Annotated in this window: 18 protein-coding genes; 12 read left to right on the top strand and 6 right to left on the bottom strand. The window is 35.4% G+C overall.

What is annotated here, in order from left to right; translation table 11 throughout:
- Window positions 1-216 precede the first annotated feature (216 nt).
- From BLT22_RS06845 to BLT22_RS06810, 8 genes are all read left to right on the top strand, one after another.
- On the top strand, window positions 217-1,809 hold the full coding sequence (locus tag BLT22_RS06845; protein ID WP_091761914.1) for an acyl CoA:acetate/3-ketoacid CoA transferase: 1,593 nt from the start codon (window positions 217-219) through the stop codon (window positions 1,807-1,809).
- Window positions 1,802-3,031: an L-lactate MFS transporter gene (locus BLT22_RS06840; RefSeq protein ID WP_091761912.1), complete on the top strand. Its 1,230-nt coding sequence runs from the start codon at window positions 1,802-1,804 to the stop codon at window positions 3,029-3,031. Before BLT22_RS06845 ends, BLT22_RS06840 begins: the two co-directional genes overlap by 8 nt.
- Before the next feature lie 28 nt (window positions 3,032-3,059).
- On the top strand, window positions 3,060-3,992 hold the full coding sequence (locus BLT22_RS06835; RefSeq protein WP_091761910.1) for a nitronate monooxygenase: 933 nt from the start codon (window positions 3,060-3,062) through the stop codon (window positions 3,990-3,992).
- A gap of 166 nt (window positions 3,993-4,158) precedes the next feature.
- Window positions 4,159-4,854 (top strand): response regulator transcription factor, encoded by a 696-nt coding sequence (locus BLT22_RS06830; RefSeq protein ID WP_091761908.1) that lies wholly within the window; start codon window positions 4,159-4,161, stop codon window positions 4,852-4,854.
- Window positions 4,851-6,257: a sensor histidine kinase gene (locus BLT22_RS06825; RefSeq protein WP_091761906.1), complete on the top strand. Its 1,407-nt coding sequence runs from the start codon at window positions 4,851-4,853 to the stop codon at window positions 6,255-6,257. Before BLT22_RS06830 ends, BLT22_RS06825 begins: the two co-directional genes overlap by 4 nt.
- A 261-nt stretch (window positions 6,258-6,518) precedes the next feature.
- Window positions 6,519-7,202, top strand: a complete 684-nt coding sequence (locus BLT22_RS06820; RefSeq protein ID WP_091761904.1) for a polyphosphate polymerase domain-containing protein — start codon at window positions 6,519-6,521, stop codon at window positions 7,200-7,202.
- Window positions 7,203-7,233: 31 nt separating this feature from the next.
- Window positions 7,234-7,908 carry a DUF4956 domain-containing protein gene (locus BLT22_RS06815; RefSeq protein WP_091761902.1) on the top strand — a complete coding sequence of 225 codons (675 nt, stop codon included), beginning with the start codon at window positions 7,234-7,236 and terminating at the stop codon, window positions 7,906-7,908.
- A gap of 33 nt (window positions 7,909-7,941) precedes the next feature.
- Window positions 7,942-9,903: a carbohydrate-binding domain-containing protein gene (locus tag BLT22_RS06810; RefSeq protein ID WP_091761900.1), complete on the top strand. Its 1,962-nt coding sequence runs from the start codon at window positions 7,942-7,944 to the stop codon at window positions 9,901-9,903.
- 325 nt (window positions 9,904-10,228) lie between these two features.
- Here BLT22_RS06810 and mnmH read toward each other — a convergent pair whose 3' ends face one another.
- Both mnmH and selD read right to left on the bottom strand, forming a co-directional pair.
- On the bottom strand, window positions 10,229-11,257 hold the full coding sequence (gene mnmH, locus BLT22_RS06805) for a tRNA 2-selenouridine(34) synthase MnmH (protein ID WP_091761898.1): 1,029 nt from the start codon (window positions 11,255-11,257) through the stop codon (window positions 10,229-10,231).
- 15 nt (window positions 11,258-11,272) lie between these two features.
- Complete coding sequence (gene selD, locus BLT22_RS06800) at window positions 11,273-12,313, bottom strand: selenide, water dikinase SelD (RefSeq protein WP_091761896.1); 1,041 nt, start codon at window positions 12,311-12,313, stop codon at window positions 11,273-11,275.
- Window positions 12,314-12,635: 322 nt separating this feature from the next.
- Between selD and BLT22_RS06795 the strand changes: the two genes are divergently transcribed.
- On the top strand, window positions 12,636-13,694 hold the full coding sequence (locus BLT22_RS06795; protein ID WP_091761894.1) for an HRDC domain-containing protein: 1,059 nt from the start codon (window positions 12,636-12,638) through the stop codon (window positions 13,692-13,694).
- Between the two features lie 390 nt (window positions 13,695-14,084).
- Entirely contained in the window at window positions 14,085-15,605 is a 1,521-nt protein-coding gene (gene guaA, locus BLT22_RS06790) for a glutamine-hydrolyzing GMP synthase (protein WP_091762022.1), read from the top strand.
- 112 nt (window positions 15,606-15,717) lie between these two features.
- Here guaA and BLT22_RS06785 read toward each other — a convergent pair whose 3' ends face one another.
- The 3 genes from BLT22_RS06785 to BLT22_RS06775 form a co-directional block, all read right to left on the bottom strand.
- The gene (locus BLT22_RS06785; protein ID WP_091761892.1) at window positions 15,718-16,578 is read right to left on the bottom strand and encodes a DNA adenine methylase; all 861 of its coding nucleotides are present in this window, start codon (window positions 16,576-16,578) and stop codon (window positions 15,718-15,720) included.
- Window positions 16,579-16,594: 16 nt separating this feature from the next.
- Window positions 16,595-18,400, bottom strand: coding sequence for a hypothetical protein (locus tag BLT22_RS06780; RefSeq protein WP_091761890.1), 1,806 nt, complete (start codon window positions 18,398-18,400; stop codon window positions 16,595-16,597).
- Between the two features lie 885 nt (window positions 18,401-19,285).
- Window positions 19,286-19,876, bottom strand: coding sequence for a metallophosphoesterase (locus tag BLT22_RS06775; protein WP_091761888.1), 591 nt, complete (start codon window positions 19,874-19,876; stop codon window positions 19,286-19,288).
- 469 nt (window positions 19,877-20,345) lie between these two features.
- On the opposite strand from BLT22_RS06775, the gene BLT22_RS06770 reads away from it, so the two are divergent.
- Complete coding sequence (locus tag BLT22_RS06770) at window positions 20,346-21,191, top strand: ComEC/Rec2 family competence protein (protein ID WP_091761886.1); 846 nt, start codon at window positions 20,346-20,348, stop codon at window positions 21,189-21,191.
- 506 nt (window positions 21,192-21,697) lie between these two features.
- Window positions 21,698-22,483 carry a glutathione-dependent disulfide-bond oxidoreductase gene (gene yghU, locus BLT22_RS06760; protein ID WP_091761882.1) on the top strand — a complete coding sequence of 262 codons (786 nt, stop codon included), beginning with the start codon at window positions 21,698-21,700 and terminating at the stop codon, window positions 22,481-22,483.
- A 677-nt stretch (window positions 22,484-23,160) separates the two neighbouring features.
- On the opposite strand, the gene BLT22_RS06755 is transcribed toward yghU, so the two are convergent.
- Window positions 23,161-23,550: a hypothetical protein gene (locus tag BLT22_RS06755; protein WP_091761880.1), complete on the bottom strand. Its 390-nt coding sequence runs from the start codon at window positions 23,548-23,550 to the stop codon at window positions 23,161-23,163.
- Between the last annotated feature and the right edge of the window lie 398 nt (window positions 23,551-23,948).

Genomic DNA, 23,948 nt, shown 5'->3' with positions numbered 1-23,948 from the left:
GATAAATTAGAATTTTATTTTATGCTCTGAAACCGATATAATTTTCTTTGTGATCAGAAAGTTAATAAGTGAGCAAATTAGTAGAGCTGTTATTGTGATTTTTTAAATAGATATTAAGAAACATCTATAAATAAACATATATTTCATGAATAAAAATTTAGAGTAAGCATTATTCTTTAATATTATTAGTGAAAATATTAACAAAGGAGAATGGAAATGTCAAAAATTATTACCGCAGAACAAGCAGCAAAATTGATAAAAGACAATAGTACAGTAGCGTTGACTGGATTTGGTCTAGCTTGTGTGAATGAAGAAATGGCTATTTCAATTGAAGAGCGATTTATAAATGAAGGTCATCCAAAGAATTTAACAATGATCCATGCTAGCGCTGTAGGGGATCGCCGAGAAAAAGGTATGAGCCATTTAGCACATGAAGGTCTGATTAAGCGTTGGATTGGGGGAATTGTCTCAGCTTCTCCAAAAATCAGTGAATTGATTATGGAGAATAAATGTGAGGCTTATAATCTACCTCAAGGGGTTATTGCTCAGTTATATCGTGAAATTGCAGCAAAACGACCGGGGCTCATCACTAAAGTTGGTATGAGAACATTTGTAGACCCACGTTTAGAAGGTGGGAAAATCTCAGAGTGCACCACTGAAGAGATTGTAAAATTGATTAAAATAGAAGGAGAAGAATGGCTGTTTTACCCAACATTTCCAATCAATGTAGGATTGATTAGAGGAACCGTTGCGGATGAAAAAGGTAATTTAACACTTGAAAAAGAAGGACTACATATGGAAGTTCTTCCAGTTGCACAAGCAGTTAAAAATTCAGGTGGAATTGTAATTGCCCAAGTTGAATCCGTTGCTGCTGCTGAAACACTTAATGCAAAAGAAGTAAAGGTTCCTGGAATACTAATTGATTATATAGTAGTCTCCAAACCAGAAAACCACTTCCAAACTGAAAATACGCAATATAATCCAGCATTTTCTGGACAAATAAAAGTACCGTTGGATTCTGTTGAACCGTTACCATTAGATGCTAGAAAAGTTATTGGAAGACGAGCAGCTGCAGAATTGAAACAAGAAGCTGTCTTAAATCTAGGAGTAGGTATTCCAGTTAATGTGTCCATTGTCGCAGCAGAAGAAGGGATCAGCGATAAACTGAATTTAACGACTGAAGCAGGATCAGTTGGCGGAATCCCCGCAGGTCTTAAAGATTTTGGCCATGCTTATAATAGTGAAGCAATCGTCGATCACCATGCCCAGTTTGATTATTATGATGGAGGCGGATTGGATTTATCTGTTCTTGGATTAGCCCAAACAGATCAATATGGGAATGTAAATGTTTCAAAATTCGGTAACAGAGTTTCTGGATGTGGTGGATTTATCAATATCTCACAAGCTGCTAAAAAACTAGTCTTTGCAGGTACGTTTACAGCTGGCGGATTAAAAGAAGAAGTGAAAGATGGAAAACTGAACATTCTGCAAGAAGGGAAAGCGAAAAAATTCGTACAAGACGTAGAACAAGTAACCTTCAGTGGGCAATATGCTTCAGAGATTGAACAAGAAGTATTATATGTCACAGAGCGTGCTGTTTTCGATTTGGAAAACGGGAAAATGCGTCTAATCGAAATTGCCCCAGGCATAGATCTTGAAAAAGATATTTTAAATCAAATGGATTTTGAACCAGTAATTAGTGACAACCTGAAAGAAATGGACCCAAAAATGTTCGAAGAACATTGGGGGAAATTAAAAGATATTGTTACAAATGTAAATAAAGATGAAAAGGAGATTATTCATGCATAAGACATTAAATAGGTGGGCTGTTTTAGTCAGCTCTATGGGGATACTGATGTGTACAGGAGCGATTTATGCATTTAGTATTTTTGCTGGACCGCTTTCAGCCGAAACAGGTTGGACAATGGAAAACGTTATGGTGGCTTTTGCAATCAATGCAGCAGTCGGGCCAATTCCCATGATATTAGGTGGATTTTTGACAGATAAAGGTTGGTCAAAATGGAGTATCATGGCAGGAGGGATTTTGTTTGGATCTGGTTTTGCTTTGGCTGGAACGGCAACAAGCTTATGGCAACTATATTTCTATTATGGAATATTAGGAGGAATCGGACAAGGATTTGCTTATTCAGGATGTTTAAACAATACGATGCGTTTATTCCCTGACAAGCGCGGTCTAGCATCAGGACTGATTACGGCCGGAATGGGTGGAGCTGCAATCATCGCAGCTCCAATCGCGAACAATTTGATTCAAAGTATGGGTGTAAGCCAAGCTTTTATCTACATGGGAATAGTATATGTCGCAATCAGCTTCATCTGTAGCTTATTTATAAAAGCCGCTCCCAAGGATTATGTTCCTGCTTCAAGGGCTTCGGTCAAGACTGGATCAGTTCCACCAGCAATAGAGAATAAGAACTGGAAAGAAATGCTTCAATCTGTCAATTTCTACTTAATTCTGTTTATGTTGGCTATGGGTGCATTCTCTGGACTTATGATTGCTTCAAATGCTTCACCAATTGGACAAAGTATGTTTGGGCTAACTGCAGCAGTAGCAGCAGGATATGTAAGTCTATATTCCCTAAGCAATACCTTAGGACGTGTGATATGGGGAGCAGTTTCAGATAAAATTGGTCGTTCAAATACGATTAATGTTATGTATAGTGTCATTGTAATTACATTCTTTATTTTAATTTTTGTTCGCTCAACAGTTGGATTTACAATTGGAATAATAGGATTAGGATTGTGCTTTGGTGGCGTTATGGGTGTTTTTCCCTCACTTGTTATGGAGAATTTTGGACCGAAATTCCAAGGTGTTAATTATGGAATTGTCTTTATCGGCTATTCTGTATCAGCTTACTTCGCACCAAAAATTGCAGCTGGAATGGCGGCATCAGCTAACGGAGATTTTACAAAAGCATTCTATGTAGCGATTGCTGTAGCTCTAGGTGGATTAGCATTAAATATCTTTTATATGTTCAGAAAAAGAAAGAGCATGGCTTTATCCCAAGCTTAAATATATATAAATAAGGAGAGAATGAATCATGAGTATTTGTAAATTATTAGGAATTGACTATCCCATTTTTCAAGGAGCCATGGCACGTATTGCAACAGCTGATCTAGCAGCAGCTGTATCGAATGCAGGTGGGTTAGGTATTATTGCTTCCGGCGGAATGACAGCCGATCAACTTAGAGAAGAAATCAGAAAATGTAAAGCTATGACAGATAAGACATTTGCAGTTAATTTGATGTTGATGATGGAAAATTGCGGGGAATTAGTGGACGTCTTGATCGAAGAAGGCGTAAAAGTCGTAACTACTGGAGCTGGAACGCCTAAACGGTTTATGCCAGCCTTTAAAGAAAATAATGTAAAAGTTATTCCAGTCGTACCATCTGTTAAGCTGGCTATGAAAATGGAAGAATTAGGAGCAGATGCTGTCGTTGCTGAGGGAACTGAAGCCGGGGGACATGTTGGAGAAACGACTACAATGTGCTTGGTTCCTCAAGTTGTTTCTGCAGTCAATATTCCAGTTATCGGAGCTGGTGGTGTAGGCGATGGCCGCAGCGTCGCAGCAATGTATGCGTTGGGTGCCCAAGGCGTGCAAGTTGGAACTTTGTTCTTATCTGCTGAAGAGTGTCCTGTACCGCTGTCTTTCAAACAAGCGGTATTAGAAGCTAATGATACAGCAACTGTTGTAACAGGAAGAAGAAATGGTGCACCTGTTCGTTCAATCAAAAATAAAATGTTGACTAAATTCATAGAACTAGAAGAACGTAACGCCCCACGGGAAGAAATTGAAGCGATCGCGTTGGGATCATTAAGTAAAGCTGTCTATGAAGGGGACGTAGAAAACGGATCAGTTATGGCTGGACAAATAACAGGTATGGTAAAAGAAATTCGTCCTGCAAAACAAATTATTGAGTCGTTATTCAGCTCGGCAGAAGAGCTTGTTTCTAATTTGAAAGTTTCGTATTAAAAAGAAATAAATAAAACAAAATGTTAGTTTGAACACTTCGGATGACTAAGTTGATTCTTAGTCATCCGAAGTGTTTTTCTGTAAAATTCTGTCAGGATTGCCACACTTTGGCGTGAATTTTCCAGGGATTCTCTAGTATACTGTAAATAGAATAGGGGTGGGTAGTGTGCCGGAATTAATTTATATAGCAGAAGATGAAGAAACAATCAGAAAAACAGTCAGATCTTTTTTAGAGAGTGAAGGATATGAAGTGAAAGACTTTGAGAATGGAGATTTATTGTTTGAAGCTTTTCAAGAAAAGGAGTCAGATTTAGTCATTTTAGATGTGATGATGCCAGGATCAAGTGGATTTGATATTACTAGAAATATTCGAGAAGTTAGTTCAGTACCAATTATTCTCCTGACTGCCAAAGATAGCGATTTAGATTATGCAACAGGAATCAATTTGGGAAGCGATGACTATTTCACAAAACCATTCAGTGCTATAGCGTTGAACATGAGAGTTAAAGCGATGTTAAGAAGAATCAAAATGGATAAGGAAAACCAGAACGGAACAGATCAGGAAACCTATAAACTTGGAAACATTTTATTAGATCACAGATCCATGAAAGTTACGGTTGGTAATGAAACAATCGAATTAACCCCTAATGAATATAATGTCTTTTTATACTTAATGAAGAATAAAGATAGAGCAGTTTCGCGTGAAGAGTTGCTTGATGCAATATGGGGATACGGAAAAGATATTGAAACACGAGCATGTGACGACACAATTAGGAGATTGAGAAAGAAAATAGCAGATGCTTCAGTAAAAATCCAAACTGTTTGGGGTTTTGGTTTTCATTTGAAGGAGATAGAAAAATGAAGTGGTTTAAATCAGAGAAAAAAAGTATTCAGTTCAAGCTGATCAGTATGGTATCGAGCTTGATGATTGGGACATTTGTGATTGTCATTGTTGTATTCAATCTGCTGTTTACTCAGTATATCGAAACAACTGCTACTGGTTTGCTATCCTTTTCCGGTCAGGGAATAGAGAGAGTTCCTATGGAAGGAAGAATGGATAATGATGAAAAAGGGGGAATGGGTTCTAATGAAATAGTGAGAGATAATAATCCGGCGTTTGCAGTTTCTGTAAATAGAGCACTAATAGGATCGGATTATGAATTACGTTTACCTGCTGATTTTCCAGTAAATATTCAGCAGGATACTGATTCCTTGAATTTTGTGGAAGGGTTGGAAAATCAAGACGTTTCATTGGAAGAAGTTGAAAATGCGCGTTTAGAGTGGAATAATAATCTCTATTATTACACATTGACAGAAGATGATGCACTGGCAGGATCTACAGCTGCTTATTTTATTAATATGACGGATTTATATAATCTGGAAAATTATCTGAATCTCATCCTGGTCTGTGTCATGGTAGTCGCGCTTATACTGGCTTTAGTGGTTACTTATTTTATATCACTTAGAATCGCTAATCCGATGAGAAGTCTAGCAGTGTTTGCGAAACGAATTGGAGAAGGAGAATACGATACGATTAATGATGATTTTTCCGATCAGGAACTACATGAACTAAAACAGGCAATGAATGAGACAACAACTAAGCTACGTCAGTATGATACAGAACAGCGGGCTTTTTTTCAGAATGCCTCCCATGAATTGAGAACACCTCTGCAAATTATCAAAAATACAGCCGAAGGTATTGAATACGGTATCGTTGAAGAAAAAACTGGAACAGATATTATTAAAACGGAAACAGATAAATTAAGTGACTTAGTAGAAGATATATTATTCTTATCCAGGCTGGAATCGAAATCTCCAGATAGGATAACGAGTGCGAATGATTTAAGAGAAACTTTGTCTTATACAGCCGAACGTTATAGTCGACTCTTTGAACAAAACAATGTTCAGATCATCTACGATTTTTCAGAAGCACCAGTCTATTACAAATACGACGAAAGAGAACTGGAACGCATTTTCCAGAATCTATTATCGAATGCACTAAGATACGCCCAACACACGATTCGACTCATCTGTAAAGAGCAAGGTGACCGCATCATTTTAGGTATCTATAATGATGGAGAAGCGATAAGCGAAGAAGATTTACCGCATATCTTTGACCGCTTTTACTTTGGTAAAAAAGGCGTACATGGAATCGGGCTTTCAATCGTGAAGGCAATCGTTGCTTCCTATAAAGGTAGAATAGAAGTCCATTCAGACATTGCTGGAACAACTTTCACCTTATATTTTAATAAATCCAGCGATTAATTGCAGATGAAGCACACTCCTAGTATTGACTGATAAATTAAACTATTGAGCAATTCACTGAAAAGTGGACTGTTCAATAGTTTTTTTGTTCTTCCTAGTTTGTTCACTCTTATATGAAGAATACGGATGTAGTGTGAATTCTGCAGGCTCTTTTTTTAAATTACGGTAATTTTACCGCAATTTTCTATCAACTTTACGGAGAACGCATTTATCTTTCAGCGTATTATAAACACATGGACAAGGAAAGAAGGGGTAAACGAAATGGAAGAGAAATTTTACAGACATGAATATAAACACGAAATATCCGAATTATCCAAACAAATTTTAATGAAGAGATTGAGGAAGTTACTCCCTCATGACGAGCATGTAATTGGAACGCATTACCATATTTCAAGTTTGTATTTTGACAACATAGAAGACGAAGCGTATTACGATAATCAAGATGGAAATGCTATAAGAGAGAAATTTCGAATCAGGTATTATAACCAGAATTTAAATTTTATTCGATTAGAAAAGAAAGTAAAAGAATACAATGCAGGCTATAAACTCAGCACAATGTTGACAAAAGGAGAAGCAAAAAAAATGATTCAAGGAGATCTCTTCTTTTTAAAAGATTCGAATGACCCGCTTAAGCAGGATTTTTATGTCAATGCTAGAACAAAGCTGCTGAAACCTAAAGTGATCGTTGCGTATGATCGCGAAGCCTTTGCTTATAAAATGGGAAACACACGTGTAACACTCGACTATAATATGAAAGCTTCTAATCGGGTTCATGATTTTCTGGAAACGGAAGCAGTTATGCAAAGAGAATCAGATGTAGCCTGCGTACTAGAAGTGAAGTATGATACTTATCTGCCAGGATGGATCAGAGAGCTGGTACAGATCGCTGAAACCACTTCATGCGGCCATTCGAAATACATGATTTCAAGAGTGCTAACAACTTAAACCAATAAACAAATCAAAGGAGAAATGGAAGATGTTATCTTATACAGAAATTATCAAAAACAGTTTTTTAGAAGAAATGAGCGAGTTCTCAGCACTAAATGCAGTTTTTGCGCTTACATCGTCCTTAATAATCGGACTATGTATCTACTTTATTTACAAAAAAACATTTAAAGGGGTGATGTATTCTACACCTTTTAATACTTCACTGGTCATGCTTTGCTTGCTGACAACATTCGTGATTCTGGCAGTAACGACAAACGTTGTACTGTCTCTGGGAATGGTTGGAGCACTATCGATCGTTCGATTTAGAACGGCTATAAAAGATCCACTTGATCTAGTATTTCTATTCTGGTCTATAGGTGTAGGGATTATTTTAGGGGCAGGCTACTACGTCCTAGCTTACGGCGGATCATTCTTTATCGCTGCTGTTCTTTTTGTCTTCACTTTACACAAAGAAAAAGAATTATCCTACATTCTAATGCTGGATCTGAAAAATGAAACAGCAGAAGTAGCAGCAAATGATGTTCTGAGAAAACAAATTAATCGCTTGAAACTGAAATCTAAAACATTAGTCAATGGACAACCAGAACTGATTTATGAAGTTAAAATCAAAGAAAACGATACGGCCTTCATGAGTGAACTGTTTGCTACTGAAGGGGTACTAAATGCATCATTAGTTAGCTATAACGGAGAACTAAATGCATAGTACATTAGTATAATAAAATAAGGAGTGAAAAAAATGAACAGGAACATAAAAATTAATCCCCAAAAAGGACTATATACCATTTTAGCTAGCTTAATCATCTTTCTGGGTGCTTGTTCGGATACTGCGGCCAGTTCCAATGAAACCGTTGCTGAGGATGCAATTACCGACGAAACGGCTCAGGAAGTTACCGTTGAAACTTTGGGATTAGACTCTGAAGAAGTTTCTGCAGCAGATGAGGAATGGGATTTGGCAACGAGTACAGTCATCACCTTAGAAGACAGTGTATCATCAGTTGAAGGTGCTGGCGCAGCAGTCAGTGAAGACACTGTAACCATTACTGAAGCAGGTACGTATGTACTGGAAGGTACCCTGACGAACGGACAGATCAGAATCGAAGCAGCAGATGAAGCAGAAGTACACATTGTCTTAAATGGAGTTTCAATAACAAATGAGACTGGGGCAGCTATTTATGCTGTCAATGCTGATAAAACAATTGTGACGCTTGCAGAAGAAACGGAAAATACGTTAGAAGATGGAACAGACTATACATTCGAAAACGAAGATGGAGATGAACCTGATGCAGTTTTATTCAGTGATGATGACTTGTTACTGAATGGATCTGGTAGTCTGACCATTACAGCAAATTATAAAAATGCTATAAAAGGTAAAGATGATGTTACTATTACGAACGGGAACTACACGATTGATTCTGTACAAGATGGAATCAAAGGACGAGACTCGATCGTTATTCTCGGCGGTACATTTGATATCACAGCCGCAAAAGATGCCATTCAATCTACAAACGATACAGATGAAGGTACAGGCTATATTCTCATTGAAGATGGCACCTTTAATTTAACTGCTTCAGGAGATGGAATCCAGGCAGAAACGGATCTGGAGATTAATGGTGGACAGTTCAATATCGTTACAAATGGTGGTAGTGCAAATGCTGAAATGCAAACTACAATGAGCGACTGGGGAAGCTGGTCCGAAAATGAGAATACTACAGATGTAGAAGAGGATACAGAAGAATCGACAAGTACAAAGGGCATCAAAGCAATAGGGACAATAGTCTTAAATGATGGAGAATTTGCCATCGATAGTCAAGATGACGCGATTCATTCTGATGGGACAATTTCAGTTAACGGAGGAGAGTATGATCTCGCTACTGGAGATGATGGCATTCATGCAAATACCGCATTAACGATAGGCGATGGAAATATTTTAATTCAAGAGAGTTATGAAGGGTTAGAAAGTGCGGCATTAACCATCAATGGAGGCACAATCGAAGTCAATACTTCAGATGACGGATTAAATGCTGCAAGTGATGGTGGGACGGCTACCATTTCGGTTAATGGCGGTCAAGTATACGTTAATGCTGATGGAGATGGAATCGACAGTAACGGTAATGTTGAAATGACAAATGGATTAGTCGTGGTTAATGGTCCACAAGATGGTGGAAATGGCGCATTGGATTATGATGGAAGTTTTGATGTTTCAGGAGGCACGCTGATTGCAAATGGTAGTTCGCAAATGGCAATGGCAACTTCAGCCACCTCAGAACAACCAAGCTTATTCATAACAGATATATCATTAACACAAGGAGACGTGATTCAAATAGCTAATTCAAATAACGACGTGATATTCACTTTTGAACTTCAAGAAGACAGTCAGTCTCTTGTATACTCATCCGCTGATCTCGTGGAAGGTGAGACATATACAGTTTCGACAATCGAAAGCTTAACAAGTGAATCAAATTATGGAGTGTTTGATACTTCTGACTATTATAGTGGAACAGTGGTAGCAGAAATTGAAGCAACAACCGAGCAAGCAGCTACTGGCATGGGCATGGGCGGAGGTCAAATGCCCGGTGCACATGGAGGAGGTGAAATGCCTGGTGCCAACGGTGGAGAAAGACCTACAGGTGGTATGACACCTCCTGAAGGTATGACAACACCAGAGAGTGATGAGTCAGATACAACATCCAATGAATAACTGAGTAACTATGCTGAAGAGAAGCGGAACCCATAATTGACTTTCTTTCTCCCCTGAATAAAAAGTCAGAATAAAATCAAAACTAAGATACAGCTGAAGAGAAGAAGGATAGGCTTCTTGTTCAGCTGTATCTTTTTATTAAATATCATTTATCAAATTAAGCTAGAAATGTTTTTAATACCATCCTAAAAAAAGCTTTCTAGAACTTCAACACTCCAGATAAGTAACGACATTGGAATTTTTCTATAAAGATATTAGTGTACATAATAAACTATTCATGATCCATAAATAGTTCTTTTACTTACTTTAGTAGTTTATAATGAAACTAATCATTTAACGGAAGCAACTGTTTTAGTTTTATCTTTGCATCTTCTACAGATGTTACTTCGATCAATGTACTTAAATCTTCGGAACATGCAGATGAGTGCGTGTACCGAGGATCATAATAATGCGTCAAAAGGTTCTCTACTACGAGTGGATAATCTTTCTGTTCAAGTAATTTATCAGTCGCATTTGCTACAGGTGTATGTATGCGACGTTTGATTCTCTTAAAAGATTCAACAAACTCATCGTGATAGTCATGAGGTGAATAATCCGCTAGAATATTTTTTACGCGTTCCTCTATTGGGAGATGAATAAACAGCTGAGGGCTTTTTTCTTTAAGTTGATAAAAGCGCTCTGGTATGATGACTTTGCCTATTCGATTGCTTTCTCCTTCAATCAGTATGAACGGTTCGTTTTGATAGCGTAATAAAGCTTCGCCCAATAACAGATCAAACATTCTCTGATTATTTGGTTTTAATCCAATATGACCGAATATCGAGCCGCGATGATTAGCCATACCTTCTAAGTCGATAACAGGATAACCTTCTTCTTTAAGCTGGTGAAGAACGAGAGTTTTCCCGTTTCCGGTGTGACCATTCAAGACATATAATGATGGAATAGACAGGGTATCAAGTTGTTCTTGCATCCATTGACGATAAGCTTTGATCCCGCCAGTTAAACGATTAACAGGAACCCCCATTAAATCCACGACTGTTGCAGCAGTTTTGCTGCGCATACCTCCGCGCCAGCAAAAAACGGTAACAGGGACCTTTAGTTGCTTGAATTCCTGAATAAAGGCAGGTAATTTTTTTGAAAAGATCTCTAAACCAAGGTCTTTTGCCGCTTCCTGTCCCTGCTGCTTATAGAGTGTGCCGACCTGTGCCCGCTCATCATCAGTGAAGAGAGGAATATTGATTGCACCCGGAATGGTTGCTTCTTCAAATTCTTTTGGTGCACGAACATCGACCACTATGGTCTTCCCTTGTTCTTTTGATTGAAAAAGCTCTTGCGGTGTAATATTAGTTAGCATAAAACGAATCCTTCCTTACTTAACATAAATATGACCAGCATCACCATTGGAGACTTCGCCTATCAGCTTTGCATCTATTCCTTTGAGCTGAAGTGCTTCGAGTAAGGATGGAGCATCTGATTCACTTACTGCCATCAGTAGTCCTCCAGAGGTAACTGCATCAGCTAAAATAAGCTGGTCGATCTCATCGTGATGATCCTCAAAATGAACAACGTTTTGTACATGTTTTAAATTATTACGTGAACCACCAGGAATGACACCTTGTTCCGCTAACTCACGAACACGGGCTAACACTGGCACGTCGTCTTTTTTGATGGTAATGGCTTGATGACTTTCGGTAGCCATTTCAGTAAGATGCCCTAATAAACCAAAGCCCGTGATGTCAGTACATGCGTGGACATTATATTGGTTCATAACTTCAGCCGCTGATTTATTAAGTGTGGTCATTACTTGAGTTACACGCTTTGTTTCTTCTGATGTTAATAATTCCCTTTTAATCGCTGTAGTCGAAATTCCAACGCCGATTGGTTTTGTTAAGATCAATTTATCGCCTTTTTTAGCTCCGGCATTTGTGTGTATGTGATTAGGGTGGATTGTACCCGTGACCGCAAGACCAAACTTCGGTTCCTGGTCATCAATTGAGTGACCACCAACTAGAGCGCAATCTGCTTCTTTTAATTTATCACTTGCACCGCGTAAGATATCCGTAAGAATCGCTTTATCCAATGTATGAATGGGAAAAGCTACAATATTCAGTGCAGTGATTGGTTTTCCGCCCATTGCATAGACATCACTCAAAGCATTTGCTGCTGCAACCTGACCGAAATCATATGGATCATCCACAATGGGTGTAAAGAAATCGACAGTCTGCACAATAGCTAGATCATCGGTCAATTTATAGACACCCGCATCATCTCCTGTATCTAAACCGACAAGAAGATTGGGGTTGCTGTTTTGTACCGGAAGTTGATGAAGCACGTCACGTAAATCACTTGGACCAATCTTACAGCCGCAACCGCCTTTAGTAGTGAGTGTAGTTAATCTAACTTGAGTCATTTCTTCTTCCTTCTTTCATTTTGGTTGATATGAATAGGTATAGTTTACCACTCTTTTAACGATTCTGTTATAACTGGATGAATTTTTTAAGTTGAAATTTATGAACTATTTATTATTGATAGGTGTAGTAGATTGTTAATATAAACTAAAAGAATTTTTTTAAAATAGAGTAAAAAGAGGATAGTTTTTATTAATTAGAGACAACCATGATTTACATAAGCAATAATATTCCTTTTACTGATGTAATAGTAATATGATACAATTTAATATGAAAACATACTAAATTAGAACATTTTTATCACAATTGAGGAGTGAATAATAAATGGGTTTTTTTAATAATATGAAAGAACCTGTCTTTCTTAAAGAAAGCAGTAATGCTAAAGAACAATTAAAATTATTGAAAGACTTGGAGCCACATCTTAATGCTGAAGGGATTAAGATATTAAAGCAAGATATAAAAAATCTTGAATATGGAATAACAGGAGAAAAGAAGATAGAATTTGAACTGAAAAATAGTCATATGCCAATGTATGTACTACATGATATCTATCTGGAAGATGGTGACTTAAGTGCCCAGATAGATTACTTAGTCTTTACAAAAAAGTTATGTTTTATAATAGAAAGTAAAAACCTTTATGGGAATATCGAAATAAATAATGCGGGAGATTTTATACGTACGACAGAATTTAATAGGAGAAAAAAGAAAGAAGGCGTATATTCTCCAATCACCCAGAATCAACGCCATATGGATTTAATGAAAAAAATTAGAGTGAATAGTAAAAGAAATCTACTGACTAAATCATTATCAAAACGAAATTTTGAAGAGTCTAATAAGCCGGTAGTAGTGTTATCTAATCCTAAAACTATACTGAATGCAAAGTTCGCAAAAAAAGAAGTGAAAGAAAAAGTCATTCGAGCAGATCAATTAGTAAAATACATAAAAGATACCTATAAACAATCGAATAGAATAGCGATTTCTGAAAAAGATATGCTGATGTGGGCACAATCATATAAGGATGTACATAAAGATAGCGTAAAAGACTATACTAAAAAGTATGAACCCTATAAAGTGCCTACGAATCAACAAATTGTCAAAAAAGTCGTTAGTCATAAGTCTGAAGACAAGTTTATGCCTATAATGCAAAAAGCAGCGCCAATAAATAAAACAAATTTATATGAAGAGTTAAAAACTTATCGCTTAAATAAGAGTCGTGAAGAAAACTTTAAGGCGTACACTATTTTCACTAATAAGCAGTTGGAAGCTCTAGTTGAAAAGATGCCTACAACCAAAGATGACCTTTTAGCAGTAGAAGGGTTTGGAGAAACTAAAGCTAATAAATATGGTCTTGATATTGTAAGAATCATGCGTAAGTACTCATAAATTTTGAATATTGGTTTTTTATATTAAGTTGGCGTTCGTTCGGTTTGGTAGATGATCAAATGTAAAAATTTCCTTATTCGCTATTTGAATACGTTTTATCGACTTTAGAAATCTAAGGATTATTCGTGTTTTGGAATAACTTGGTTCTTTTTATAAGTATGATGTACGTATTTTAATAGGATTTTTCTAAGACAGTCATTTTGTGGATGATTGTCTTTTCTTTAATTTTAGAAAGAAAACGGTGAAAAAATGAAATTATGGTACATAAAAGCGAACAATCATGATACACTAGTAAAAATCATTACGAAACGGCTCGGAAAAAGAGTCTTTAAAATTCAAAATAGAGGTGTAGATTTAGTGAGCGAATCCATTACGCAACAAGTAGAAAAAATGGCTGTCCTAGATTTTGGTAGTCAGTTCAATCAGTTAATTACACGCCGCATCAGAGAATTCGGTGTATTTTCAGAACTATTACCACATACTGTTTCAGCCCAAGAACTAAAAGATTCCAACGTTAAAGGGATTATTTTTTCTGGTGGACCGATGAGTGTCTATGATGAAAAAGCTTTTTCAATTGATCCTGAAATTTTTGAATTAGGGATTCCGATTTTAGGAATCTGTTACGGAATGCAGTTGATGGCACACAACCTAGGCGGAAAAGTAGAACCAGCAGGAACACGTGAATACGGTAAAGCGACACTAGAAATCACGAATCGTTCAGCTGAATTGTTTACGACTTTAGAAAGAGAAGAAACGGTTTGGATGAGTCATGGAGACTACGTTACAGAATTGCCTGAGGGCTTTGAAGTAACAGCTGTTAACCCGCACTGTCCAATAGCAGCGATTGAAAACAAAGCCAAGAACTTCCACGCAGTACAATTCCACCCGGAAGTTCGTCACACAGAACATGGAAATGAAATCCTTCGCAACTTTGCATTCAACGCCTGCAGCTTTGAAGGTAACTGGGACATGGGACAATTCATCGATCTTGAAGTGGATAAAATCCGTGAACAAGTCGGCGACAGAAAAGTCCTGCTTGGATTATCAGGCGGAGTAGACTCAAGTGTTACTGGAGTCTTACTAAATAAAGCGATCGGGGACCAACTGGTTTGTATCTTCGTAGATCACGGCTTATTGCGTAAAAATGAAGGTGACCAAGTTATGGACAGTCTGGAAGGCAAATTTGGACTGAACGTGATTCGTGTAGATGCAAAAGAACGCTTCATGAACAAATTAGCTGGCATCAGCGATCCAGAACAAAAACGTAAAATCATCGGAAATGAATTTATCGAAGTCTTTAACGACGAAGCAACTAAACTAGAAGGCATCGACTTCCTGGCACAAGGAACGCTGTACACAGATGTCATCGAAAGTGGAACAACCACTGCACAAACCATCAAATCACACCATAACGTAGGTGGATTGCCAGAAGACATGCAGTTTGAACTGATCGAACCGATGAATACGCTATTTAAAGATGAAGTCCGTGCACTTGGAGAAGAATTGGGTATGCCATCAAGCTTAGTCTGGCGCCAACCTTTCCCAGGACCAGGACTTGCAATCCGTGTACTTGGCGAAGTCACAGAAGAAAAACTGGAAGTCGTCCGTGAAAGTGACGCAATCCTAAGAGAAGAAATAGCCAATGCAGGATTAGAACGTGACGTATGGCAATACTTTACTGTATTACCAGGGTTCAAATCCGTTGGTGTAATGGGAGACGGCAGAACTTACGACTACACAATCGGAATCCGCGCCGTAACATCGATCGATGGTATGACATCAGACTGGGCAAGAATCCCGTTTGATGTACTGCAAAAAATCTCAACACGAATCGTAAATGAAGTGGATCATATTAACCGAGTAGTGTATGACATTACAAGCAAGCCGCCTGCTACGATTGAGTGGGAGTAAGACGTGATATTAAATAAGACAAAAGAAAGCAATGAACGATCAGATATTCTGGTCGTTCATTGCTTATATTATTGCAAGATAAATCGATTAATTTTAAATTAAAATACATAAATCATTCTGTTTTTCTTACATAAAGATATTTCTCAATATCAGAGGAAGATAAAGTATGTGAAAAGAAAATATACTCCAAGCCTTTTTTCGAACTTCCGGCGCTGTAATTTAGCTGGTAAGTATAATATTCAAAACTTGAATATATGTTTTGAATACTATCATGGGTATCGTATGTTAGAATCCATTTGTGATTGTTCAAGTATTTTTCTATATTCTTTTTTAACTCTTGGTGGTCAGGTAATTCATAGAAATTTGTATACAGATCCTTTCCTTTTACAAAATAAGGAGGATCAAAAAAGATAAGAGAATTTTTTGTTCTAACTATATTCTTTTTAATAAAATCAATAGCATCTAAATTATACAACTTGATTTTAGACTTATTCGAGGCAATTAATTTGATTTTATTAATTAATGAATTCTTATTAAATCTACAATCCATTTTATAATTTCCGTTTTGGTTTTTACCACCAATAGGCCCAGCGCTTATTATTCCAGAGCGATTAGTGCGATTTAAATAAAAAGTTGAAAATCCTAGTGATAATAGATCAGTAGTCTGTTTATTTCTTTGAATTGTTTTTTGCTTTTCCCATTCTTCTATAGAAAAAACTGCTTTCTCAACTTCTTCTATAAATGAGTCAGTGTAGTTTAATATTGAATACCAAAAGGCATAAATTGAACGATCAAAATCATTAATCATTATTTTTTTTACATCATTATTAATCAACAATTTTAATGCCACAGCCGCACCACCACAGTAAGGCTCGATATAAGTTTGGATATTATTTTTTTCTACAAGATATTTTAGGTAATCGTAAGTTTTGTTTTTCCCCCCTGGATACCTTAAGGGACTATAATTATTCATGCATACATCTCCATTATTAGCTATTATGCTTGTTAAGTTCAGCAAAAAGGATATCTAGGTAACTTTGATAAGACTTGAAAATAGTTTCAAGAGTTATTGAACTGATATTAGATTTATAATCGTGTATCTGGCCATTTAAGGTTTCTAGATCCGATCCATTTGCAAATGATTTTTTAGTTTCTTTACCGATTATTTTTGTATTAAATAAATGTGTTGAAATTAAGCTTACTATTTGAGGTAAATCTTTCGGCATTCTTTGATCATCTCTAAATTTTTCCCAGTAAGCTTTAGATGTGTACTCGATGAGTATTCTAATTAATAAAGCAATAACAACAAAATTGTCACTATTAATGGAGATATCTTTATTATCATCTAGTCGATTTAGTACTGAAACTATATTAGAATACTCTTCTTTTGAAGACAGAAGAGCGGTAGATTCATGATGCCATTTTGAAGTGAATAAGTTTTTTATCTCCTTCTTCTTTTTCTTTTGAGGAATATTTAACACTAAAGAAAAAAACTTTTCAGCACTATGAAATTTAACTTTAATACTGTAAATACCGTTTTCTGATAATGGTAAAATTTTGTTTTCTTTTATTGCAATATTATCATTGGCACATTCGAATAAAACATTACTGTAAAGAGAACTTTTGTTAGATATTTCTTCACTTTGGTCATCGAGAATTTTTATATTATTCAATAAGTTATATTCGTTTGTACTGACATTGAGAGTGTTTTCTACTATAAAGAGCCTGTATTTAGGAATATTGCTCTCGCTGTTACTGTCACTATTTCCATCTACCAAGGGTGTGATCTGAGAATTCGATTCAGGATTAATTTCTTTTACTGTATCGGGCAAATCCTCCAATGTAGGAGATTGAAGAGAACTTGAATCTGGAGAAACTTGCATATTTGAGGTGCTTTTTAAATAGGATTGGATTAACTCGTCTAAATTAGGAACAATTACATTGTCATTTAGTATTTTAGTCCACATTTCCTGCTTAGAGAAACTTCTTGTATCAAGCGTTTTACTAATCCATGCAGCTTTACCTAATGTATTTAATATTTTTTCGAATTCATTTTCTTTTCCATTTTTTGCTATGAGATAGAAATTTTCATCTTGTTTCAAATTTAAATCAGATCTGATTCTATTATATACTCTTGAGGTTAACACATCTGTATCTAAGTGAGAAAGTTCATTCAATTCAGGATTAGTCTTTTTCACAGCTTGGTGAACTTGAGATAAAAAATGCAACTTTTTAAGAGAGTTTCGAACTTTGGCTATAGATTCTGGTGTTACTTTTCCAATATCATTTAATGCTTCAGTGGAAGTTTTCCCTTGAGTTTTATATTTTTCGAATAAGTTGCCATAAAATATACGTTTATCTGTGGCAGACCATTGTTTAATACCTTCAATGTGTTTAGATGTAATTTTAAATAAAGCAGAATTTCTTTCAGTTTCGTTTATAACATCACAATTTACTAAGAAATCATTTTTATCTAGAGAAGAGATTTTATCTCGTTCAGATCGTGTGAATCTATCAGTTTGAGTAAAAATTATTTTAAGAGCAGCAATACGGCGATTTCCTTCTAACACAGTATGACGTAGTACTTTATCTTTTTTATATTCTGACACAATTATTCTTTCTCCTAAACTAATATATCCATTATTGATAATCTGTAATGCCAAAGATTTTATATCTTCATATTGCACCAAGTAATCTATGATATCCTCTTCATTTTCGAATTGAAACAAGGAGAACCTTGGATTATTCATATCTAAAGATATTTTAAGAGGGTCTAACAATTTGGATGTAACCATTTTACCAGTCCTTTAAGTTTTATTTTCAAATAGATATAATAAGTCTTTTATATTTTCATTATATATCCACCAGAACTTCAACGCAAAAAAACTTAGAAGGTAAATAGAATATTTATATTTTTTTATATACACCATCAACCAGAATAGCTTTTTATAAAAGAACACAGGTGCACAATTAACTAAGAATGCCCCAGATGATTACCTGGAATTTTAAATATTAGAAACACATCACTCTAAATAATTCAAATAATAAGGATCAGATTAAATCTAGTTATATAAATAGGCGAAATGTAGAAAAATGCATTATATAGTCTTTGAAGTATCAGTATTTAAATTGTCTTTCAGCCAAGTAATAGATGTTTGAATATACTGATCCTTAATAAACTAAGAATATTTTGATAAGATAACCTTATTAGCTATTCGTTTTAAAATATAAACCATAGATTACAGCTTGTTGGATGTAGAGAAAAATGATAAATATCGAGCCAAGTCGACTTTACGGAGATTATAAGTCACAGAATAAGTTTATTTTGAAGAAAGACGAGCAACGAAATATCTCGATTATTTAGTATTTCAAATACTACGTATGAAAATAAATATTATTATTTACAAATTCGGTTTTTAAATAATTGATTTTTTATTATTCCAGTTCTATCACAGATTACATATTAAACGCATCTGAAGATTTATTCAAACAGACAATGATTGTAAGATCCTCATTTGGATAATGTACTGAATGATAATTGATGCCAGAACATGAATATATCTGAATGTATTTAACAACTTCATACTTGTTAACTTTAGTGAATCTCCAACCTGAACTGACTTAATCAGAATAAATACTGGAAGGATTTAATGAGGTATTAGTCTACGAGATACAAAACACTATTCTTCAACATTCTTTCTATGATTCTCACTATAATCATTATCATCCTGAGCGGCTTGTACTCTAGTGTCCAGAATCTCCATCACTTCTTCAATACTAATCGGCTTATACCCAATAATATCAGCTCCAACATTAACAGCTCTAAGTCCTAAAATAGAATCAAAATGAACAGTCTGAGTGTCATGGACATGTCCGTAAAGGTGAATGGCCTCACTAAAGTAACCATCCCATTCTAGGATTGGATAGTGAAACAAGATGAATTTTTTCTTGTAATACTTAAGCGTATGATAATCTTTGGACCATTCAAAAAGGCTGAGATCAAATGCTTTATCTTTTAGATATTGCTCATGATTACCTTTAACTAAAAACTTCTTACCTTGTAGTTGTTTTAAAATGGTATTTGCCTGTTCGCCAGTCCCTCTATAAAGAAAGTCACCTAGAATATAAACTTCATCTTTTGGAGAGGTGACGACACTGTTCCAGTTTTCAATCAGCTGCTTGTTCATTTCCTCAACCGTTTTATAGGGACGATGGCTGAACTCAATAACATTTTCGTGATGAAAATGCATATCTGCAATAAAATATATCATAATGAACATCCTAACATTTGATGAATTTATCAGAAGGAATCTGTTTTTAATCACTTTATCACACTTAGTGACTACAATTTAATCAGTAAACCTCAGCACAGGATACCTTTGGATTAACCATAAGGATCTTGTGCTTTTTTGTAGAGTTGTTTTTAAAAATATTCTTTCCCGCATAATTGCCACAGGATTCAGTCAGTATTACGGAGAATGAATTCTTCTATATGAGTATAGTAAGAGTATAGAAGACATACAAAATTTCTAAACATTTAAAAGAGATGAACTCAAAGAGTCCTAGGAAGGTGTCGAGTATGTAACCTTATATTGTTATTCCTGCATTTAATCCAAATATCAAACTGCAATCATTTAGCATGGAACTAAAACAGCCTAATCTGATGGGAGAAATTTCTTTAGTTATTTAATGTAATTTACTTGTGAGACAGGTATAAAAAATTTAGAAGGAGGAAATAAAATGTATTTTAAGAAAAACAAGTTTATTAAAAAGGGTAAAAAAATGGTGACTGCTTTCGTCGTCTCAATAGCACTGGCTGGCTGTTCTTTACAGAGTAAAGCTAGTGCTCTGGAAAGTTTAAACATCACATTTTTCAAAATCGGCAGCGCTGATAGTATGGTGTTATCAAACAGTGATCAGACTATCGTCATTGATACCGGTGAAGAGGAAGATGGGGAAGAGATCGTGGAGTATTTAGAAAAAGAAGGAATTGAATCCATAGATTACCTGATTATCACACATTTTGACAAAGATCATGTCGGAGGTGCAGATACGGTCTTAAATGAAGTGGACGTTCAAAATGTGTTGGTACCGGATTACGAAAGCGACAGTACAGACTACTTGGAATTTGTTACTGCTATGGAAGAAGCAGGTCTTACAGCTACAGTTCTGACAGAGACATTGGAATTTTCAACAGAATCTGCTAGTTTTACAGTCTATCCTCCAGAAGCTGATGCATATGAAAGCGAGAATGACTACTCACTAGTTGTGAGTGTAGAACATGGTGAGAATCGTTTCTTGTTCGACGGAGATGCAGAAGAGGCGAGACTTGAAGAAGTGATGAATCAGACAGAAGGAGAATACACACTGCTTAAAGTTCCTCACCACGGAAGACTTACAGCGAACAGCGAGACATTTTTTGAAACGGTCAATCCTGAATATGCAATAATCACCAGCTCGGATAAAAATATGGAAGAAGAAGAGGTTGTTTCGGCTCTAGAAAAATTAGGAACAACAATCTATCTCACGAGAGAAGGGAATATCCAAGTTTCAAGCGATGGAAATTCAATCCAAGTTGTTCAATAAGCAAAGCAGCCCTCATCAATGGGTTGCTTTCTTTGGTTTAATCAGAAACTAGTCGTGCTTTTTAAATCGTTATAAAAAATCTGCTATGTGTGATACGGTTATAAGGACGATTGGGATGTGATACGTATGTATGCAGCAATAATAATACCATTAATATATTTAGCTATTTTACTGGTTATACTAGCTTCTGGTTACATTAGCAAGAGAAGTGTGATAAGTATAATAAAAGAGAACGACTCCTTGAAACCAACGCAAGTTAAAAGCGGTATTATGATAGTAAACACCGTATATTATACGATAGTTATGATTATAGTATTGACCGTTTTAGCACCGTTTATTATCCAATGGATCTCATTTAACTGATAAGAATTGAAGTGATGATGTTTAAACCACTTATTATTAAAACCAGTTTTCAAGCAGAGCTCTTCAAACTAAGCTACTTCTAAAAAGTGGACGATAAAATATTAAACCAGTATACTGAAGATAAATCAGAAGGAGTGGATATGATGTCAAATTATGAAGTCCCGAAAGTGTGGGAATGGAACGAAGAGGAGAAAAGTCAATCTGGTAATCAACCTGTAGCAGGTAGTCGATTTGAGCAAAAGCTTCCGGTAGGAGAAAAGCCGCTGCAAGTCTATTCACTAGGCACTCCTAATGGAATCAAAGTAGCGATCATGCTGGAAGAATTGAAAGAAGCTGGCGTTGAGGGAGCTGATTACGATTTATACCTAATCAATATCTCTGAAGGCGACCAATTTGGTAGTGATTTCGTTAAGATCAATCCTAACTCTAAAATCCCGGCAATGGTAGATCACTCAACGGACGAACCGATTCGTGTATTCGAGTCTGTTTCAATCCTGCTTTATCTAGCCGAAAAATTCGAACAGTTTATGCCGACTACACTGGCTGAGCGGACAGAACTGATGAACTGGCTATTCTGGCAAACCGGCGCTGCGCCGTATTTAGGTGGCGGATTTGGTCACTTTTACAACTACGCACCTACTAAACAAGAATATCCAATCGACCGTTTTACAATGGAGACAAAACGTCAGCTTGATTTGTTGGACAAACATTTAGCAGATAAACCATTCATCGGAGGCGATGAGTACTCGATTGCGGATATGGCAATCTGGCCTTGGTATGGACGCCTTGTTCAAGGTGAATTGTATGGCGACGCTGCGGAATTTTTAAAAGCAAATGAATATACACACTTACTAGAGTGGGCTAACCGAATTCAAGAAAGACCTGCTGTTAAACGCGCACTGGAAGTAGAGTATAAAGATATTAAATAATATATGAGTTTGGTTAGATTGACTACGATTGAATATTGTAGTTACTCTAGCCATTTTTTTAGATTATATGAGAGTATGAAAATATATTAGAAGAATATAAAGGTAATGAATTAATTGATAAGTGATTTTATTTTGCAAACATAAAAAATAATAGACTTTTTAACAAGATAAAACAAATAAAAAAAATTGCAAACGCAAAAGCATTGTGATAAATTGAACAAAAAGAGGTTAAGGGTCAAAGAAATTAAGAAAAAAGAAATACTAGCATCGTCATTGATACGATGATTGGAAGTGAAAAAGTATTGGATTTTGAATCTAATAGGAGGAGATTGTTTTGAGAAAAAAACTTGCAGGATTATTCTTGGTCGGTTGGGGATGTTCTTATATTATTGGGTTTCTATTCTTTGCTTTTATCATGTGGTTTATATTTAATATGATTTAACTAAAGTGATGTAAAGAAAATAATAGCGTGCTTACTTTAAAACTGTAAAAAAATAGACGAAAACCCCTGTGTGATATGCGCCTAATAAAGTAGATAGTTGAAATAATAAAAATCTACTAGACAATCAAGATTTCAAAGGTTGTCAGACAAATCCTTTTTGCAAATCAGTAGGTTAGTTTACAGCAATTAAAGGATTCACGGTTTTTATCTTGCGTAGTCTAAAAAAAATTTTAAGTTATTCACTACTTTCCATATTGTAAAGATATTTGACATCATTTAAATACCTATTTGTTAATAAAAGTTCTTTTTTTGTGATTGATATAAACTCTTCTATTGGACTTCCAACAGCAAAAAGCAATCCGATAAATTGTAAAGATATCGTTAGTAAAGAAGTGGATAATGATAAATAGCTTTCCCATGTTAGTACTGAATCTAACTGTTCAGTATAATATTTTGTTAAAAAAGCAAAAGGTATCCAAAATACAGAAACAAATACTACGGAAATTCGTTTAAACAATTTCTTTTGTTCTTTTTCTATATTCTCTAATTCTTTGTCGATTTCTTCTTGTAGTAATTCTATTAGTTTCACTGAATTAATTTTGTTATTTATCAGTGATTGCTTCATGTTCGTAATTAACTCGGTAGGCTCGTGATTAATAACCTTCAATTCTTTGTATAGTTTATAATAAAAAAAAACTAAAGAAATTATTGAGATAATTAAGAATATTTTCCCAAAGATATTATAAAATTTATAGAAAGAAAGAAAGAAAGAAAGAAAGAAAGAAAGAAAGAAAGAAAGAAAGAAAGAAAGAAAGAAAGAAAGAACAGAAAAACCAAAAGTGATAAAAATAGCTATTATTAAACCTCTTTGTCTTATACTACTACCATATCGCTCTTTATAATTCGCTTTTATAATTTCTTTTACTATATAATATGTTTCACTCAAGAATAGTCTCCTTAGATATTTTTAAATGTAGGTATATGGAATTATTAAAATTAAAATTTATTATTTTTTTAATTCAA

The sequence above is a fragment of the Marinilactibacillus psychrotolerans genome, assembly GCF_900101525.1.
Lineage (GTDB): Bacteria > Bacillota > Bacilli > Lactobacillales > Carnobacteriaceae_A > Marinilactibacillus > Marinilactibacillus psychrotolerans.
Note: the sequence above shows the minus strand (reverse complement) of the source record. Positions and strands in the feature narration are given on the sequence as shown.

What these genes read in the sequence shown, in the direction of transcription:
- BLT22_RS06810 (WP_091761900.1), top strand. Translation starts at nt 7,942, where the DNA reads ATGAACAGGAACATAAAAATTAATCCCCAAAAAGGACTATATACCATT.
- BLT22_RS06795 (WP_091761894.1), top strand. Translation starts at nt 12,636, where the DNA reads ATGGGTTTTTTTAATAATATGAAAGAACCTGTCTTTCTTAAAGAAAGC.
- BLT22_RS06835 (WP_091761910.1), top strand. Translation starts at nt 3,060, where the DNA reads ATGAGTATTTGTAAATTATTAGGAATTGACTATCCCATTTTTCAAGGA.
- BLT22_RS06820 (WP_091761904.1), top strand. Translation starts at nt 6,519, where the DNA reads ATGGAAGAGAAATTTTACAGACATGAATATAAACACGAAATATCCGAA.
- mnmH (WP_091761898.1), bottom strand. Translation starts at nt 11,257, where the DNA reads ATGCTAACTAATATTACACCGCAAGAGCTTTTTCAATCAAAAGAACAA.
- BLT22_RS06785 (WP_091761892.1), bottom strand. Translation starts at nt 16,578, where the DNA reads ATGAATAATTATAGTCCCTTAAGGTATCCAGGGGGGAAAAACAAAACT.
- BLT22_RS06780 (WP_091761890.1), bottom strand. Translation starts at nt 18,400, where the DNA reads ATGGTTACATCCAAATTGTTAGACCCTCTTAAAATATCTTTAGATATG.
- BLT22_RS06825 (WP_091761906.1), top strand. Translation starts at nt 4,851, where the DNA reads ATGAAGTGGTTTAAATCAGAGAAAAAAAGTATTCAGTTCAAGCTGATC.
- BLT22_RS06775 (WP_091761888.1), bottom strand. Translation starts at nt 19,876, where the DNA reads ATGATATATTTTATTGCAGATATGCATTTTCATCACGAAAATGTTATT.
- BLT22_RS06755 (WP_091761880.1), bottom strand. Translation starts at nt 23,550, where the DNA reads ATGAAGCAATCACTGATAAATAACAAAATTAATTCAGTGAAACTAATA.
- guaA (WP_091762022.1), top strand. Translation starts at nt 14,085, where the DNA reads ATGGCTGTCCTAGATTTTGGTAGTCAGTTCAATCAGTTAATTACACGC.
- selD (WP_091761896.1), bottom strand. Translation starts at nt 12,313, where the DNA reads ATGACTCAAGTTAGATTAACTACACTCACTACTAAAGGCGGTTGCGGC.
- yghU (WP_091761882.1), top strand. Translation starts at nt 21,698, where the DNA reads ATGTCAAATTATGAAGTCCCGAAAGTGTGGGAATGGAACGAAGAGGAG.
- BLT22_RS06815 (WP_091761902.1), top strand. Translation starts at nt 7,234, where the DNA reads ATGTTATCTTATACAGAAATTATCAAAAACAGTTTTTTAGAAGAAATG.
- BLT22_RS06845 (WP_091761914.1), top strand. Translation starts at nt 217, where the DNA reads ATGTCAAAAATTATTACCGCAGAACAAGCAGCAAAATTGATAAAAGAC.
- BLT22_RS06770 (WP_091761886.1), top strand. Translation starts at nt 20,346, where the DNA reads ATGTATTTTAAGAAAAACAAGTTTATTAAAAAGGGTAAAAAAATGGTG.
- BLT22_RS06840 (WP_091761912.1), top strand. Translation starts at nt 1,802, where the DNA reads ATGCATAAGACATTAAATAGGTGGGCTGTTTTAGTCAGCTCTATGGGG.